Here is a 15,553-nt window from a genome sequence, read left to right on the forward strand (position 1 = left end):
GGGGAATATGGTGGCATAGCGGTTGCTTTAAGGGCTTCGGGCGATTTTGCCCTTTGGCTTTTGAGGTCCCTGTGAGCAAGACACGTTTATTATCCCTGCTGATTTCGCTGATGCTGGTGGTGCCCGCTGTTCAGGCCGCGCCGACCTGTGAATCTGTCTTTGCTCCCAGTGTTTGGAAAGAAAGTGGTGGTAAGCCCTTCCCGCAGGATCCTGCGACATTAAAACGTATTGCAAAAGAGCAGCAGGAAAGTCTGAAGGTGTCTGAATTCCTGATGCAGGAAATGACCCGTCAGTCGACGGCACTTAAAAAAGAAAACAAAGGCAAAACCATTGAGCTGGATGTTCTGTGTCTGGGAGCGGGTCCGCAGTGTGCCGCGGCTTCGTTGGTGCTGGGAAAAACCAATCTGAAATCCCTGGTGGTTGAAAAAACAGATCTGGTGGCCAAGACTTTTGCGGAAAAAGATTTCTATATCAACAGTATTGAAGCTCACCGTCTGTCCATGCATGAATTCCCGGGTGGGGTGGGCAGTCTGTCGCACCTGACGTCGCAGATGTATGCACATTCAACCCAGCTTGCGACTCATATCCAAAGTCAGCAGTATGTTTCAAAAGTTCCTGTGATGCTTGAAACCACCGTTGTTGCCGTGAACAAAGTGATGGTGGATGGCAAGCTGCAGATTGAAGTGGTGACCGATCAGGGTGTTACTTTGCGCGCTAAGAATGTGATTCTGGGCACAGGCCTTGGCGAAGTGGGAACCAAAGTCAAAGACGCCTCTTACCAGGAAGCCTTTGCGGAATTCCAAAAGCTTCATCAGGCCGAACCCACTGTCTTGCGCCCGATCATGAGCACCGACGCCTTCCTGGTGTCGTTGCGTGAAAGCCGTTTGCAGCAGTTGGGCGTGCACATGCCACGTGATTTGATCATCATTGGAAACGGTGATGGATCCCGTATCGCCATCGAGGGGCTCTTGAATCCGCATGTTAAAACTCAAGAAGATTTCAAGATTCAATGGATCGGCAACACCTTCCGCACAGCGGAAGAATACATTCAAAGCCAAAGCGGCTGGGATCGCTATGTTGATATGATCGTGCCGCAATACCAGAAGAATCGTGTTACGGGTTTGCCGGGTCATGTGGAAAAGGTCGAGCGTCTTGGGAATGGTCGCTATTTGGTGACTGCACGTGATGCGAAGAACAACATCGTCAGTCAGGCTGAAGGCGACATGATTATTGATTCCACAGGTTATACCAATCTGAATGGTCAGCTGCTTTCTAATGTGGCTAAAAGTCCCGAGCTGGTGGATGTTATGGGCCCTCTGAAAGAGCTGAATCTGTCAGAGACCGTTGTGGCCCGTCAGTATGCGGATGCCAGCGGGGAGAAATTGCCGATTTATGCCGTGGGATCTGCGGCAGGTAATTTGGCTAAAGACACAGAATTGGCGGGTTCTCCGAATAAGAATCCGGTGGCGATTTTCAACACGGTTGCAAGAACTTCGCAGTTCATCTCGCAACTGATTGGTGTCAAACCTCTGGAAAGCCAGCGGGGTGTTCGCACGGAACGGCCCGAGACCAAGACGTCTCAAGAAATCATCAAGGAACTTCAAGCCCGCCGCGGGGTTCATTAGGCCCTTAGCGTCAGCTTTCAATGAATTTGCGCAGCCTTGATACCATGGTTAGAATTTTAAACAATGGTATTTCTTCTGGTGTTCCTATCATTGATGCTGACGTTTTCGGTTTGTACGGTCTTAAGTTGCTATCTGTGGCCGTATCGCCGACAGCTGCTGCATCGGATGATTCTGAGCATTCAGATAACCTATGCTGTCTGGTCCTTTTCAATCATCACCGTTCTGGTGATTGATGACATGGCCGTTAAAATTTTCATGACTCATTTGCGCCAGCTGGTTCTGCCACCCTTGTGTGTGACCTGGGTGCTGGTGGGAACCGCCATCTTCCTTCCGAATGTGTGGGAAAAAATCAGGCGCTGGCAGTGGATTCTGTATGTGCTTCCTTCAGTCGTGATCGCGGCGAATCTTATCTCGATGCTGGGTTTTCCTTTTGCGAAAGACTGGATCTTCTTTAACTTCCGCTTGGTCGAGGGATTTGAAGGTCTTCCTATCTTTGACCGCAGTCCGCTGCAAAAAACCAATTTGATGTACTCGTTCTTCTGGATTCTGGTTCTGTACCTGATTTATTTCTGGGTGCTGGCCACCAAGAAAGGCCCGCGCCGCTGGCATGCGTTTTACATGTTTCTGGCAAGTGTGATTCCAGTGGGGGCCGAAGTTCTGGGGCAGACCGTTTTTAAACTTCAGCCGCAATTTACCCAATTGACCGTCGCCGGGATCTGGCCTTCGATGCTGGCATTGAACTATGCCGCGGTTCGCGGGGATCTTCTGGAAATCAGCACCCTGGCGCAAAGAAGTGTGTTTGATCACCTGCCTAATCCGATCATCGTGCTGAACACCCACGGCGAGTTCTGGGACTGCAATCAGGCCGCGAAAAAGGTGCTGGATCTGGGAGCGACCGACTTTGGGCAAAGAGCCTCCCAGATTCCCGTGATACGCGAAATTATTGCGGGTGAAGAATCCTTTGAGTATGCCAGCCGATCCTTCCGAATTGTCGAACACACGGTGCACATGACCAAGGGGCCTGAAACCGCTAAGATCTATGTGTTGATGGATGTGACGGATCTGGAGGAAAGCAACCGCACTCTGCGCGAGCTGAATGCCCAGATTCTGCAGATGACCCGCTTCAGCCGCAAGGTGCAGACCGTGCTGTCCCACGACCTGACGGGTTCGCTTTCCGGCGTGCAGCTGCTGCTTTCCGGAGTCATCAATCAGATGAAACAAAGCGGGGATCAAACCCCGGTGGAGTCCCTGCAAAAGGTTCGTGATGCGAACAAGTCATCCATGAATCTGTTGCGTGATGTTCTGGCCTGGAGCCATGAAGATGAAAGTCAGCGCAGTATCGATTTCAACGGCCGCGTGAATGCTGCGATCGAGCAGTTGTCACCGCAGCTTATGCAAAAGAATATTCAACTGCACAAAGATCTGCCTGAGCATGAAGTCCATCTTTCGGGATCAGGCAAAGTGTTGGAGGCCGTTGTTCGCAATATTCTTTCAAATGCCATTCGTTTTAGTCCGCGTGAAGGTGTGGTGCGTGTGACCGGTCAAAAGCTTGAACGTCACATCGAGCTGAATATTCAGGATTATGGACTTGGGATGTCGCAGGAATTGATTGATGAACTGTTCAGTTCCAAAGCCGCGTCAATGGCCACTGGCGGGGGGTTCCGCATCGGTCTTCATTTTACAAAAGACTTTATCACCCAAATGGGGGGTGTGCTCATCATAGAATCTTCAGAGGGAGAAGGGACTCTGGTCCGTGTACAATTGCCGTTATTTGGTTGACCTGTTACTCTGAGCAGAGAATAGTTGGTAAAGCATGAGCACACTAGAGAACACACTTCAAAGTCCTGTATCGTTTTTTATTGTTGATGACCATCCGGTGACCCGTCATGGGCTGCGTGTGGCTCTGACTTCTTTGTCTGCAAAGATACAGTGTCTGGGTGAAGCTTCCACTGTGGCTTCCGCCATGCAAAATCTGAAAAGTCTTGATGTGAATTATGTGGTGCTTGATCACATGCTGCCAGGTCAGTCCGGTCTGGAGCTTCTGACGATGGCATCTTCCGCACGTCCGGATCTGAAGTTCATGCTGGTCACTCAGTGTGAAGATGCTGAAACCCTTGCCCAGTATCAGCGACTGGGTGTGAAGGTGTTGTTGTCGAAAGTTTCTGCCATGGATGTTCTTGAGGACGCGGTGAAATCCCTGATCCAGGACAAACACTATCTTTGCCCGGCTCTTGAAAAGGTCATGGAAGAACCACGCCTGACGAATGTGCTGACTCCGCGTGAGCTGGAAGTCGTGCGCATGATCGCGCAAGGCAAAACCAACAAAGAAGTGGCTGCATGTCTGGAGTGTTCTGAACACACCATCAAAACTCACAAAACCAATGTGATGAGAAAGCTGAATCTGTCAAACGCGGTTGAAATCAGCGTCTGGGCCCTGAAGCGCAATCTTGCTTAAAGGCCCTTCCGTTTTTAATTAAACCTGTTTCGTGAACTGGACATCCAAAGAGATGCTGACGTCGTCACCGACCAGCACGCCACCGGCTTCCAAAGCCGCATTCCAGCTTAAGCCAAAGTCTTTGCGTTTGATTTTGGTCGTCGCAGAAATCCCGATTTTGATATTTCCATACGGGTCTTTCATTTCAGCAGTCGGGCCTTCCACGGCCAGAACCACTTCCTTGGTGATGCCATGAATGGTCAAGTCTCCGGTGACCTTCAGGTCGTCGCCATCTTTTTCCACTTTCGTGGATTTGAAATTCAGGGTCGGATATTTTTCAACATCAAAGAAGTCAGCACTTTTCAAGTGGGTGTCGCGCTGGGCTTCACGGGTGTTGATGCTGGATGCATCGATCACAGCTTCAATCGAAGACCTGGTAATGTCGGATGAATCCAAAGAAAGGCTGCCGGTCAGTTTTTCGAAACCGCCGTGAACTTTCGCAATCATCATGTGTTTGATCGTGAAGTTTGCGCTGGAGTGCATAGGGTCGATGTTCCATTTGGTAGTTGTCATAAGTTCCTCCTTCAAGGGGATGAGTGTTCGTTATGGATTCATCCTGCCACGGTCTGGATTGTTGCGTAAGGAGACATATCTGCAATAGATTGTTGCAAATATGGAACTATCTTGGGACCTTGTTTCAAGATAAGATGGTCCGTATAAGGAGACTATATGAAAGTGGAAAACAGACTGAATGACAAATTCGTGCTGGCAATCCCCGGAGCCGGGGAAGGTGTTCTTTCGTATCGCCGGGGCCGAAACAATGCGTTGGATCTTTATTCCACTGTGGTGCCGGAAGCGGCGCGAGGTCAGAACCTGGGGGATAAGCTGGTGCGAGCGGCTCTGGATTTTGCCAAACAGGAAGGGGTGAAAGTCATCCCGACCTGTCCGTATGTGGCGCACTGGTTTAGCAAACATCCCGAAGAGTCGGGAATGTTGCTTTAAAGCTACTGAGGGTAAATCTGAAGGCCGTGTTCAAGGCCGAATTCAAGAATCTGATCCGGAGAAATTCCGGGATCATTGCGATGAATCCAGTCCGGATAATATTTCACATAGTGGGTCCCGGCGAAGCTCATTGGCAGGGGCTTCATGTTCAGGGCAATTCCCACCAGTTTGGAGCAATACGTCTTCTGGTTGTCCCAGACGAAATTATAATCAAATGGCAGTCCCATTTGCCCCAGCAAAGCCTGTTCGTTAACCAGCTCATCCGGGATTTCGACGCGAATGTGGCCGGCAGGCAGGTGGTGGGCAGGCACACGGCGGCCGCCTTCACGGGTGTCGGCTTCGTACACATAAGACTTGTATTCCAGAGTTACGTGGAACAGTGGCTGTGGCACGCGGGGGTTGCTGTAAAAATGCAACACTGCCGCGAAGCTTTGAGCAGAAAACAACAGGCCAAACAAAGATAACAGAAGGCTTTTTCTCATGGACCCATGCATAGTCCTCTGGCTGCAGTTTGGCAAGGGCAGGGGGCGGGTTTTTACGAATTTCACTGGGTAAATTATGCAAGGGCCATTGCTTGCCTATAGGGCGGGCAAGGAGTAGGTTCATGCTCATAACGACCCTTCCTTTACTTGAGGATTATTCGTGGAAACCGACAATAAATACGCGCGCCCTGTTTATATTCCGTACTCTGGAACTGTCCTGCTTGAGATGTCTTTGCTGAACAAAGGCAGTGCCTTTTCCGAAGAAGAGCGCACGCATTTAAATCTGCACGGCCTGGTGCCTCAGACCATCGAAACCATCGAAGAACAAGCCGAGCGTGTGTATTCCCAGTATCGTCTGCTGAAAGCCGATATCGACAAACACGTCTATCTGCGCAATCTGCAGGACACCAACGAAACACTGTTCTATCACCTGGTGGTGAATCATCTGACCGAAATGATGCCAATCATTTACACGCCGGTGGTGGGTGAAGCCTGCGAACATTTCTCTGAAACCTATCGTGCTTCGCGCGGTCTGTTTATTTCCTATCCGAACAAAGACCGTATCGACGAAATGCTTCGCAACGTGACCAAACAAAAAGTCAAAGTCATCGTCGTGACCGATGGCGAGCGCATCCTGGGCCTGGGGGATCAGGGCATCGGTGGCATGGGCATTCCGATCGGCAAACTTTCCCTGTACACCGCGTGCGGTGGTGTCAGTCCGGCGTACACTTTGCCGGTGGTGCTGGATGTGGGCACGAACAATCAGGCTTTGATCAATGATCCGTTGTATATGGGCTGGCGCCAGCCGCGTGTGACAGGTCAGGAGTATGAAGACTTTGTCGATGCCTTCGTGCAGGCGGTGAAACGCCGCTGGCCGGATGTGCTGTTGCAGTTTGAAGACTTCGCTCAGAAAAATGCTTCGCCGATCCTGAAGCGCTATCGCGATGAGATCTGCAGTTTCAATGATGATATTCAAGGCACGGCCGCGGTGACCGTGGGCTGCCTGATTGCTGCCAGCCGCGCCAATGGCGGACGCCTGCGTGATCAGCGTGTGGCTTTCCTAGGGGCGGGTTCTGCAGGGTGTGGTATCGCCGAACAGATCATCGCGGAAATGAAACACGAAGGGCTCAGTGACGAACAAGCCCGCAAGCAGGTGTTCATGGTGGATCGCTTCGGTCTGTTGACGGACAAGATGCCTAACTTGCTTGAGTTCCAAAGTCCACTGGTGCAAAAAACGGAAACCTTGTCCGTGTGGGATATCACCAACGAAGAGATCTCGTTGCTGGATACGGTTCGCAATGCGAAGCCGACAATTCTGATTGGTGTTTCTGCGCAACCGGGTCTGTTCACCGAAGAAGTCATCCGCACCATGCAAAGCCACTGCGAACATCCAATTGTGATGCCGTTGTCGAATCCAACCTCTCGGGTGGAAGCCACTCCGGCGGATATTCTGCGCTGGACGGATGGCAAAGCTCTGGTGGCGACGGGAAGTCCGTTTATGCCGGTGCATATGAATGATCAGATTTACCCAATTGCTCAGTGTAATAATTCTTACATCTTCCCGGGAATCGGTCTGGGCGTATTGGCGTGCGGTGCTCGTCGTGTGACGGACTCGATGCTGATGGCTGCCAGCAGTGCCTTGGCGGATTGCTCGCCGCTGGCCCAGAATGGCAAAGGGGCATTGTTGCCGGAACTTTCGCAGATCGAAAAGGTTTCGCGCACGATCGCCTTCGCTGTGGCGAAAGCGGCGCAGGCCGACGATGTGGCGATGAAAGTTTCTGATGAAGAGCTTTTGGTGTTGATCGATAAGAACTATTGGTATCCGAAGTATCGCAGTTATAAGCACGCATCTTCTTAGTGTGGCGGGATTGTAATAGTCTTGACCGAGGCTTAGCTTGAACTTGCAATCCTTGGCTGCTATTTCGTCAAAGCAACTAAACTAGCGTCAATTGACATGTTTCGGAGCCACCCATTCGTTCCATCTGTACGTTCCTTATTTTATTTGCGTTCCAGGCCCAGGCGGCGGTGACTGATATCACCAGCCAGGTGCAAATGGGCGAAGCCGCTGCCAGCGTCAACAGTCCCGCAGCCGTGGAGTTTCACCCCCCGGGAGCCAAAGAACTGTCCCGGGGTTACACCGAACAGGATCAGTGGTTTAAGATTTCTTTGCACAACGAGCAGAGCGCTGTTCAATCAAAAGTGCTTTACTTCGATGCTCCGCTGATGGGGCGCCTGTATTTGCAGAAGCAGGGCGAGACCTCGCAATGGGCTTCCGGGCCCGGGCTGCCAATGGCTGAGCGGGCATTTCAAAGCCGCTTTGGGGCATTTCCCATTGAGCTTGCACCCGGTGAATCCGCCACTTATTTTATCAAACGGGATTCACATCACGCTTTAAATACGCGTGTCTTTTTGGCGGACGCCGCGGAGCTTGAGCATCAGGACGATCTGTCGCGCACAATTTTCTATTTCTATCTGGGCGGGATCTTTTCGCTGGTCGTGTACAATTTTCTGCTGGGCCTGTTCACCACGCAGAAGGACCACTTAAGCTATTCACTGTTTGCGGCAAGCTTCGGAGTGACGGCGCTGGTGTTGCACGGGGTTTTTGACAGCTATCTGCTTCCGAACAGCAGGTTTGTTTTTTCGAACTATCTGATGTTCTTTTCGTCTGTCAGTCTTTTTTCAGCCAGCTTGTTCGTTGAACGCTTCTTAAGCATTAAAAAAGAATTCTCGGTCGGGTATTGGGGACTTCGCCTGTTTGCTGCCTTATCGCTGGTGACAATGGTGGGAAGCTTGTTTGCGCCGACGTACCGGGGTTTGTTCTTTCTGGGGTACCTGATCGATATTTCGATCGGCTCGGCGATCCTGTTTTTTATCTTCTGCGGTTTCTATTCGTTGATTCGCTATGGCCACAGACTGGCGTCTTATTTCCTGATGAGCTGGCTGGTGGTGTTGATCGGAACCTTTATCTGGTTTGCCTCCATCCATGGTTTTATCACGGGCAACATCTACACCCAGTATTCACTGCTGTTGGCGAATTTGGGTGAAATGATCGTGCTGTCGTTGGGACTGGCTTATAAAATCCGCGTGCTGGATGAAGAAAAGCGTCTGGCCCAGCAGGCGGCCGTGGACAAGGAACGCTATCACCGTCTGGTGCGTGTGCTTTCTCATGATGTGGCCAACACGGTTTCGGGCCTTTTGTATCATTCAGAAATGCTGAAAGATCATGTCAATGCCAAGGCCGCAGATGCGCACCTGGATCGCATCAACAAGTCTACTAACAAATTAAATCAGATTCTGAAATCTGTTCGTCAGGAAGAAGTTTACCACGTGTTCAAGCAGAATGCCGAAATGCAGCTGGTGGAACTGGCTTCGGCGTGCTGGGAGGCTGTGAATCATTATTCGTGGCAGATTGAGGAAAAAGAGCTGCTGATCGAAGTGGAAATCGAAAATGATCTTTGCGTGCGGGCGGATCGTTCTGCGCTGGTCAATCAGGTTCTTTCCAATGTTCTTTCCAACAGCATCAAGTTCTGCGAGCCGGGTCGGGAAATCCGCCTGGTGGCTCAGCGGAAGGCGGATTTCGTGGTGCTTGAAATCCGGGATCAGGGAATGGGCATTCATCCCAATGAAGTGCACCTGTTGTTCAATCGAAATAAACTGTTTTCCCATAAGGGCACCGGCAACGAAGAAGGCACCGGCTTTGGCACCTCACTGATTGCTGAATACATGCAGCTGTTCGGCGGTCAGGTGGAAGTGTCTTCGGTTCATCATTCAGTCAGCCAGGCCTCGGGTACGACAGTGAAGTTGGTATTTCCTTCTGTCTCGACTTGAGACATTTCCCAGTGACAAATCCTGCCGGGTTTCAAGGGCCTAGACAGCATCGGTGTCTGGATCAGCCTCTGGTGACTCTGGGCAGGCATGCCGAGTGCATTGTTAAGTCCCACAGGGGGCTTGCTATGAAAAATCAAAAAATCCACATTCTTGCTTGTGTTATGGTGCTTTTCAATACCATCCAGGCCGGGGCATTCGTGGAGCTTGAAAAACGCCAGCCTCTGCTCGTCGAAGACGGGCGTTTGACGCCTTACTGGGCACAGGAATACATCGGTGCTGATCTGGTGAAAGAAGAAATGCGCCAGATGCCGAATCTGCCGCGTGTTCCGATGGCCGTGTACGATGTTGGTTTTGAAAAAGAGCATATCAATCTGGCCTTCGATATCCCGGTGGATCGCGCCATGAACGGGAATCGTCCGATCAAAGGGCATCACGGCACCAGCGTGGCTGCGTTGATCAATGGTAAGGGGATGGTTTCAGTCTCTGAATCTGTGAACTATGTACAGCTTAAAAAAGTGTCCCCGGCCGTATTTTACTTTGGGGCTGTTCGAGAGCTTAAAGAACTTCCGGTAAAGCCGCAGGTGATTTCCAATTCCATGGGCTGGACGTCCGAGTCTGTGCTGGAGCTTGCCACCGAAGTCGATCAGATGGGTATTATCTGGGTGATGGCGGCGGGTAATGATCATCCCAGTGAAATCGTTGAGCACGAACGAGTGGCTCCGGTGATCAGCGTGGGTTCTTATTCTCCGCGGGGTCTGCAAACACTGTCTTCCCAGGAATCGGACCAGCTGGATATTCTGGCACCGGCTGATGAATACCAGGCGGCGATTGATGGCAACGGCCAGGAAATTCTGTTTGGTGAAACCAGCGGGGCCACGCCGTTGATTTCCGGCTCTATCGCCAATGCCAGGGCTTTGATTCCGTCTTTGTCCCGTGCGCAAGTTGAAGCTCTGATTAAAAGAACGGCGATTCGTTCTTTCCACAGTCTGTATTCTGAAAAAAACAAAGCAGGACTTTTTAATGCCTATCGTTTCTTTAAAGTCGTGCAGCGCCTGCATGCGGTGTGCGGCTTCAATGCATCTTGTGTTCAGGTTCAGATGGACAATCGCCAGAACTATTTGTTTGAAGGTAAGTCCCTAAGTCCGCGCATCCAATCTGTCTGTCAATCCAAACACGCCCTGGCGAAGGCTGAAATAAATTCCCTGCGCGCGCAGTATCTGCTGAATGCGGAACAGACGGCGTATGCGCGTCTGCTGTCTTGTGCTTATCGTAACGAAGGCTACAGCATCAATGCTGACTATTATGAAAATGTCGCCCTGATTCATGAAAACCCGAAGGCTTTGCAGAACAAGATTCAGACCCAGGCCGTGCAGGCGGTTTTGCATGGTTACAATGCCAGTGCGGCTTTGCGTGACCTGCAGATTCTGAATGACTCCTTCCGCGAAGCCCTGCTTAAGGCTCAGGCAGGCGAAGCCGAGATGACCGACTATCGGGCCGGGGAGCTGTTGAAAGCATATGACAACACCACGAAAGTGGAGATTCCCTAAATGAAGTTTCTGTTTTTGTTGTCATTGATGATTTCCTGCCGGGTTCTGGCTTTTGTAGAGCTGGAAGACCGCAAACCCCTGGATGTGGAAGGCGAAAAGCTGACCCCGTACTGGGCGCAGGAATACATCGGTGCGGATCTGGTGAAACAGGAAATGCGGCAGACACCGGGCCTGGTGAAGGTGCCGGTTTCTGTTTATGACAGTGGATTTGAAAAAGACCATATAAAGCTGACCCGGGACATCGAAGTGGACACCGCTTCCGGTGGGATGGGCGAAATCGGGTATGGTGGCCACGGGACCAGTGTTGCCAGTCTTCTGAACTGGCCGGGGATGGTGTCGGCTTCCGAGGTTGTGGACTTCGTGCAGCTTCGTCGGGTCAGTCCGGATATTTTCTATTACTCCGCCCTGCAGGAAATAAAATCAATGCCGGTCCGTCCGTGGATCATTTCCAATTCCATGGGTTGGGAAACATCTGAAGTCACACGCTATGCCCAGCAAGCCGACCAGATGGGAATCATCTGGGTGATGGCATCAGGCAACTCGCATCCGCTGAAGATTGAAGATCACGAGCGTCTGGCGCCGGTGATCAGTGTGGGATCTTATTCGCCGCGGGGTCTGCAGACCATGTATTCGCAGGAATCCGATCAACTGGACATTCTTGCCCCGGGTGATGACTATCAAGCGGCCATTGACGGGATGGGGGCCAGGGCCCTGTTTGGAGCCACCAGCGGCGCGACACCTTTGGTTTCAGCGACGATTGCGAACGTAAAGTCCTTGCTGCCGTCATTGAATCGCTCGGATGTGGAGTTCTTGCTGAAGAAAACGGCTCTTCGCTCTTTCCACAGTTTATATCTGCCCGAAAATAAAACCGGCTTGTTGAATGCCTACAAAGCATGGCGCGTGGCCCAGAATCTGAAGGCGGTGTGCAAAGATAATCACCAGTGCCTGCAGACTGAAATCCGTAATTCAGTTCATTATCGTTTTGCCAGGTCGGCGCTCTCAGCGGTGACCGAGAATCTGTGTCAGGGCAGGGATGTTTTGTCCCAGCAGCACATGAATGAACTGCGCCGTCAGTACTTTCTGAACCCGCAGCACGCCCGGTATGCGCAACTGTTGTCCTGTGCTTATCGCAATGAAGGTTATAGCGTGAATGCGGATAACTATGATTCGATGGTTTTGATTCAAACAAATCCCCGAGCCATGCAAGCCAAAGTCAGAAGGCAGGCGGTCACGGCTGTGCAGAAAAACTATGTTAACAGCGGGGCCCTGCGCGACGTGCAGATACTCGATGATTCATTCCGGGCAGCATTGGTGCTTGCGATTAAAAACGGCAATGCTCTTTATCCCAGTCGAGCGCAAGAATTCCTGCAAAAGTATGATGAAACAGGTCGAGTTATCATTACGGAATCGCTCCATAATCTCAAAAAAGAGCGGTAAAAGATCTGTAAACAAGAAAAATGGGAGCGAAAAAAAATCACCCATTGGTATGAGCTTATACTCGGGTTGCAGGTTATTTATTACAGCCCCGCAAGACAAGTCACCGGTTCCGAACTTGCTAGGAACTCAAACCCCATAAAATGTCCATTAGTTTACTTGATTACTGATTCCTAATTTTCTCGCCTTTTAGCGTAAAGATTAAGATTTAGACAAAACAAAAACTTGCTCTCGTCCTGCGAAATATTCTTACCGAACAGTTGTAGGTCGAATATTTGTAAGGAGAGACCTTCGATGAGCACTGCACGTAAACTAGTAGATCAAAGTCCCCAGCTTGATGAACTGACCAGCCTCCGTGAAGAAATCAAGGCTTTGCACCGGGTGCAGGCAGTCATTGAGTTCAACCTTGATGGCACCATTATCACAGCCAATGAAAACTTCCTGGGCGCATTGGGTTACTCCCTGGATGAAATTCAAAATCACCACCATTCCATGTTCTGTGATCCCCAGTATGGTATGAGTCCCGAATACAAAAAATTCTGGCAGACTCTGGGTAAAGGTGAATTTGTTGCTGGTGAATTCAAGCGCATCACCAAAGCTGGTAAAGAGATCTGGATCAATGCTTCTTATAATCCCATCTTTGATAACGAAGGCAATCCGTGCAAAGTGGTGAAGTTTGCCACCGACATCACGGCGGCTAAAACTAAAACCTCTGAATATGAAGGCAAAGTCATGGCGATCAGCCGGGCTCAGGCCGTGATCGAGTTTAATCTGGATGGTACGATCCTGAATGCCAATGAAAACTTCCTGGCAACTGTTGGGTATGGCCTGGGTGATATCCAGGGCCATCATCACCGCATGTTCTGTGATCCGGCTTTTGCTGCTTCCCCTGAATACAAGATGTTCTGGGAAAAGCTGGCGCGTGGCGAATTTGAGGCGGGCGAATTCAAACGCTTTGCCAAGGGCGGGCGCGAAGTATGGATCAATGCTTCTTATAACCCGATCTTCAATGCCGATGGCAAACCATTCAAAGTGGTGAAGTTTGCCACAGACATCACTGCCGCAAAAATGAGAGCTGCAGAAGACGCCGGAAAAATCTCCGCCATCAGCAAAGCTCAGGCGGTGATTGAATTCAATATGGATGGCACAATTATCAGTGCCAATGAAAACTTCCTGGCGACAGTGGGCTATGGTCTGACTGAAATCCAGGGCAAGCACCATCGTATGTTCTGCGGCAGCGAATATACGGCAAGTGCTGATTATACGAATTTCTGGGCCAAATTGAACCGTGGTGAATTTGATTCCGGTCGCTATCAGCGCGTGGGTGCTGGTGGCAAGTCGATTTGGATCCAGGCGACCTACAATCCGATCATGGATATGAATGGCAAACCTTATAAGGTTGTGAAATTCGCCAGCGATATCACCAAACAGGTAGAGCTTGAACAGGAAGTGAAAAGAAAAGCCGAAGAAGATCAGATGAAAGTGGATTCCCTGTTGCTGACTGTAAATAAGGCAGCGGCCGGCGATCTGACTTCACCGATCACGGTTTCAGGTGCAGATGCCATTGGCCAGCTGGCGGATGGTATTCAGAAAATGATGGTGGACCTGCGTGGAGTGATCTCCATCGTTGTGTCTTCTGCGAATAGCTTTGGAACCTCCTCGAAGTCCATCGCCGAACAGTCCACTTCTGTGGCTGCGGGAGCGCAAAGTTTGGGTGCGACCGTCGAGGAAATGAACGCATCCATCGAAGAGTTCACAGCTTCCATCGCATCTATTGCTGATAATACGAAACAGGCCAATGAACTGGCGAAAGTCACTCAGAAGGAAGCAGAACAGGGCAGCCAGGCCATTTCCAAATCCATTGAGGCCATGGAATTGATCAACAAGTCGTCTGAAGACATCAGCGAGATCATCAAAGTGATCAGCGAAATCGCAAGTCAGACAAATCTTTTGGCCTTCAATGCGGCGATCGAAGCGGCTCGTGCCGGTGAACACGGTCTGGGCTTCTCGGTTGTTGCGGACGAGGTTCGTAAGCTGGCGGAAAGATCCTCCCAGGCGACGAAAGAAATCTCCAAGCTGATCAACGAATCCACCAAACGTGTGGAACAGGGCAGTTCGATTTCAAAACAAGCGGGTGAAGCCTTCAGTAAAATCGTGGCGGGTATCGAAAAGACCACCCAGTCCATTTCTGAAGTCACTCTGGCAGCGGAAGAGCAGTCGGAAGCCGCCAAAGGTGTCAGCGCTTCGATCCAGCACATTGCTGCAGAATCCGAAAAATCAGCGCAGTCATCCGAAACCATCGCGAACAACACCGGAATACTGGTGAAGGAAGCTGATGAGTTGAACAGAACAGTGTCCAGATTTGTGGTGTAGACGTGGCAGAAGCAGCTAAAAAACTCGAAGGAGCAGCCCTGACAAGGCTGCTTTCTTTGGTGAAGACACATACCGGAATCACAATGGAAGAGCGTAAGCGTGATATGCTCACGGCGCGCATCAAACCGCGTCTGCGTCTTCTGGGGCTTGAATCCCTGGAAGACTATATTGACCACCTGGAACAGGGGAAGGTCGAGATCCAGGATTTCGTCAACCTGGTTACAACAAACGAAACTCATTTCTTCCGCACGCAGACCGCGTGGGATTACTTCCAGAACGAATACCTGCCAGAGTGGCATAAAAAGAATCCGGACACGATTCTAAGAATCTGGTCAGCCGCCTCTTCCACGGGTGAAGAAGCTCACTCCCTGGGAATGGCTTGCGAAGAATTCCGCTTCAAGCATCCTTCTTTCAAATACAAAATCATGGGTTCGGATATTGACACCAATGTTCTGGCGAAGGCTCGCACGGGTGTCTTTAAAGACCGGACTTTGGATGAACTTAAGAACCGTCATCCTGTTTTGATGGAAAAATACTTCCGCGAACAGGCTGATGGCAGTTTCCGCATCAGCCCGGTGATCAGCGCCAATCTGGAGTTTTTCCAGCACAATCTGCACAAGGTGCCACCGAAGGGTCTGATGTTTGATATCGTCTTTTTGCGCAATGTTCTGATTTACTTTAATGATCAGGATCAGGAGCTTGTACTTTCAAATGTGCACCGGGCTTTGAAGCCTGAAGGCATGTTGATTCTGGGTGAGTCCGAGTCTTTGGCGCGCCACAAGACTCAGTTCACTTTTAAAAAACCTCTGATCTATATGAAGGGCTGAT

At 50.6% G+C, this 15,553-nt stretch carries 12 protein-coding genes; 10 read left to right on the plus strand and 2 right to left on the minus strand.

Features of this window, described 5'->3' with window-relative positions; all coding sequences use genetic code 11:
* Positions 1-71: 71 nt before the first annotated feature.
* The 3 genes from AC04MQ_RS08195 to AC04MQ_RS08205 all read left to right on the plus strand — a co-directional run bounded on the left by AC04MQ_RS08195 (position 72) and on the right by AC04MQ_RS08205 (position 4,080).
* Positions 72-1,625, plus strand: coding sequence for a Rossmann-fold NAD(P)-binding domain-containing protein (locus tag AC04MQ_RS08195; RefSeq protein ID WP_475391811.1), 1,554 nt, complete (start codon positions 72-74; stop codon positions 1,623-1,625).
* Positions 1,626-1,688: 63 nt separating this feature from the next.
* On the plus strand, positions 1,689-3,404 hold the full coding sequence (locus AC04MQ_RS08200) for an ATP-binding protein (RefSeq protein ID WP_475391812.1): 1,716 nt from the start codon (positions 1,689-1,691) through the stop codon (positions 3,402-3,404).
* Positions 3,405-3,438: 34 nt separating this feature from the next.
* A complete protein-coding gene (locus tag AC04MQ_RS08205; protein ID WP_080602415.1) occupies positions 3,439-4,080 on the plus strand; it encodes a response regulator transcription factor in 642 nt (213 codons plus the stop codon).
* Positions 4,081-4,098: 18 nt separating this feature from the next.
* Here the strand turns inward: AC04MQ_RS08205 and AC04MQ_RS08210 are convergent, their stop codons facing one another.
* The gene (locus tag AC04MQ_RS08210) at positions 4,099-4,632 is read right to left on the minus strand and encodes a YceI family protein (RefSeq protein WP_475391813.1); all 534 of its coding nucleotides are present in this window, start codon (positions 4,630-4,632) and stop codon (positions 4,099-4,101) included.
* 156 nt (positions 4,633-4,788) lie between these two features.
* Here AC04MQ_RS08210 and AC04MQ_RS08215 point away from each other — a divergent pair, with 156 nt between their 5' ends.
* Positions 4,789-5,061: a GNAT family N-acetyltransferase gene (locus AC04MQ_RS08215; protein ID WP_015091886.1), complete on the plus strand. Its 273-nt coding sequence runs from the start codon at positions 4,789-4,791 to the stop codon at positions 5,059-5,061.
* Positions 5,062-5,063: 2 nt separating this feature from the next.
* Here AC04MQ_RS08215 and AC04MQ_RS08220 read toward each other — a convergent pair whose 3' ends face one another.
* Positions 5,064-5,543, minus strand: coding sequence for a C40 family peptidase (locus AC04MQ_RS08220; RefSeq protein WP_015091885.1), 480 nt, complete (start codon positions 5,541-5,543; stop codon positions 5,064-5,066).
* Between the two features lie 160 nt (positions 5,544-5,703).
* Here AC04MQ_RS08220 and AC04MQ_RS08225 point away from each other — a divergent pair, with 160 nt between their 5' ends.
* The 6 genes from AC04MQ_RS08225 (at position 5,704) to AC04MQ_RS08250 (ending at position 15,552) form a co-directional block, all read left to right on the plus strand.
* Complete coding sequence (locus AC04MQ_RS08225; RefSeq protein ID WP_475391814.1) at positions 5,704-7,401, plus strand: NAD-dependent malic enzyme; 1,698 nt, start codon at positions 5,704-5,706, stop codon at positions 7,399-7,401.
* 167 nt (positions 7,402-7,568) lie between these two features.
* Positions 7,569-9,371, plus strand: coding sequence for a sensor histidine kinase (locus tag AC04MQ_RS08230; protein WP_475391815.1), 1,803 nt, complete (start codon positions 7,569-7,571; stop codon positions 9,369-9,371).
* A gap of 125 nt (positions 9,372-9,496) precedes the next feature.
* The gene (locus AC04MQ_RS08235) at positions 9,497-10,918 is read left to right on the plus strand and encodes a S8/S53 family peptidase (RefSeq protein ID WP_475391816.1); all 1,422 of its coding nucleotides are present in this window, start codon (positions 9,497-9,499) and stop codon (positions 10,916-10,918) included.
* Positions 10,919-12,355 carry a S8/S53 family peptidase gene (locus AC04MQ_RS08240; protein ID WP_475391817.1) on the plus strand — a complete coding sequence of 479 codons (1,437 nt, stop codon included), beginning with the start codon at positions 10,919-10,921 and terminating at the stop codon, positions 12,353-12,355. It begins immediately after the preceding gene.
* 291 nt (positions 12,356-12,646) lie between these two features.
* Complete coding sequence (locus AC04MQ_RS08245; RefSeq protein ID WP_015091880.1) at positions 12,647-14,725, plus strand: methyl-accepting chemotaxis protein; 2,079 nt, start codon at positions 12,647-12,649, stop codon at positions 14,723-14,725.
* A 2-nt stretch (positions 14,726-14,727) separates the two neighbouring features.
* The gene (locus AC04MQ_RS08250; RefSeq protein ID WP_475391818.1) at positions 14,728-15,552 is read left to right on the plus strand and encodes a CheR family methyltransferase; all 825 of its coding nucleotides are present in this window, start codon (positions 14,728-14,730) and stop codon (positions 15,550-15,552) included.
* The last annotated feature ends 1 nt before the right edge of the window (position 15,553 follow it).

Source organism: Bdellovibrio sp. MYbb2, from assembly GCF_056175685.1.

Coding starts and splice junctions, on each gene's coding strand:
- AC04MQ_RS08220 (WP_015091885.1), bottom strand. CDS start 5,543: ATGAGAAAAAGCCTTCTGTTATCTTTGTTTGGCCTGTTGTTTTCTGCT.
- AC04MQ_RS08245 (WP_015091880.1), top strand. CDS start 12,647: ATGAGCACTGCACGTAAACTAGTAGATCAAAGTCCCCAGCTTGATGAA.
- AC04MQ_RS08210 (WP_475391813.1), bottom strand. CDS start 4,632: ATGACAACTACCAAATGGAACATCGACCCTATGCACTCCAGCGCAAAC.
- AC04MQ_RS08200 (WP_475391812.1), top strand. CDS start 1,689: ATGGTATTTCTTCTGGTGTTCCTATCATTGATGCTGACGTTTTCGGTT.
- AC04MQ_RS08240 (WP_475391817.1), top strand. CDS start 10,919: ATGAAGTTTCTGTTTTTGTTGTCATTGATGATTTCCTGCCGGGTTCTG.
- AC04MQ_RS08235 (WP_475391816.1), top strand. CDS start 9,497: ATGAAAAATCAAAAAATCCACATTCTTGCTTGTGTTATGGTGCTTTTC.
- AC04MQ_RS08205 (WP_080602415.1), top strand. CDS start 3,439: ATGAGCACACTAGAGAACACACTTCAAAGTCCTGTATCGTTTTTTATT.
- AC04MQ_RS08215 (WP_015091886.1), top strand. CDS start 4,789: ATGAAAGTGGAAAACAGACTGAATGACAAATTCGTGCTGGCAATCCCC.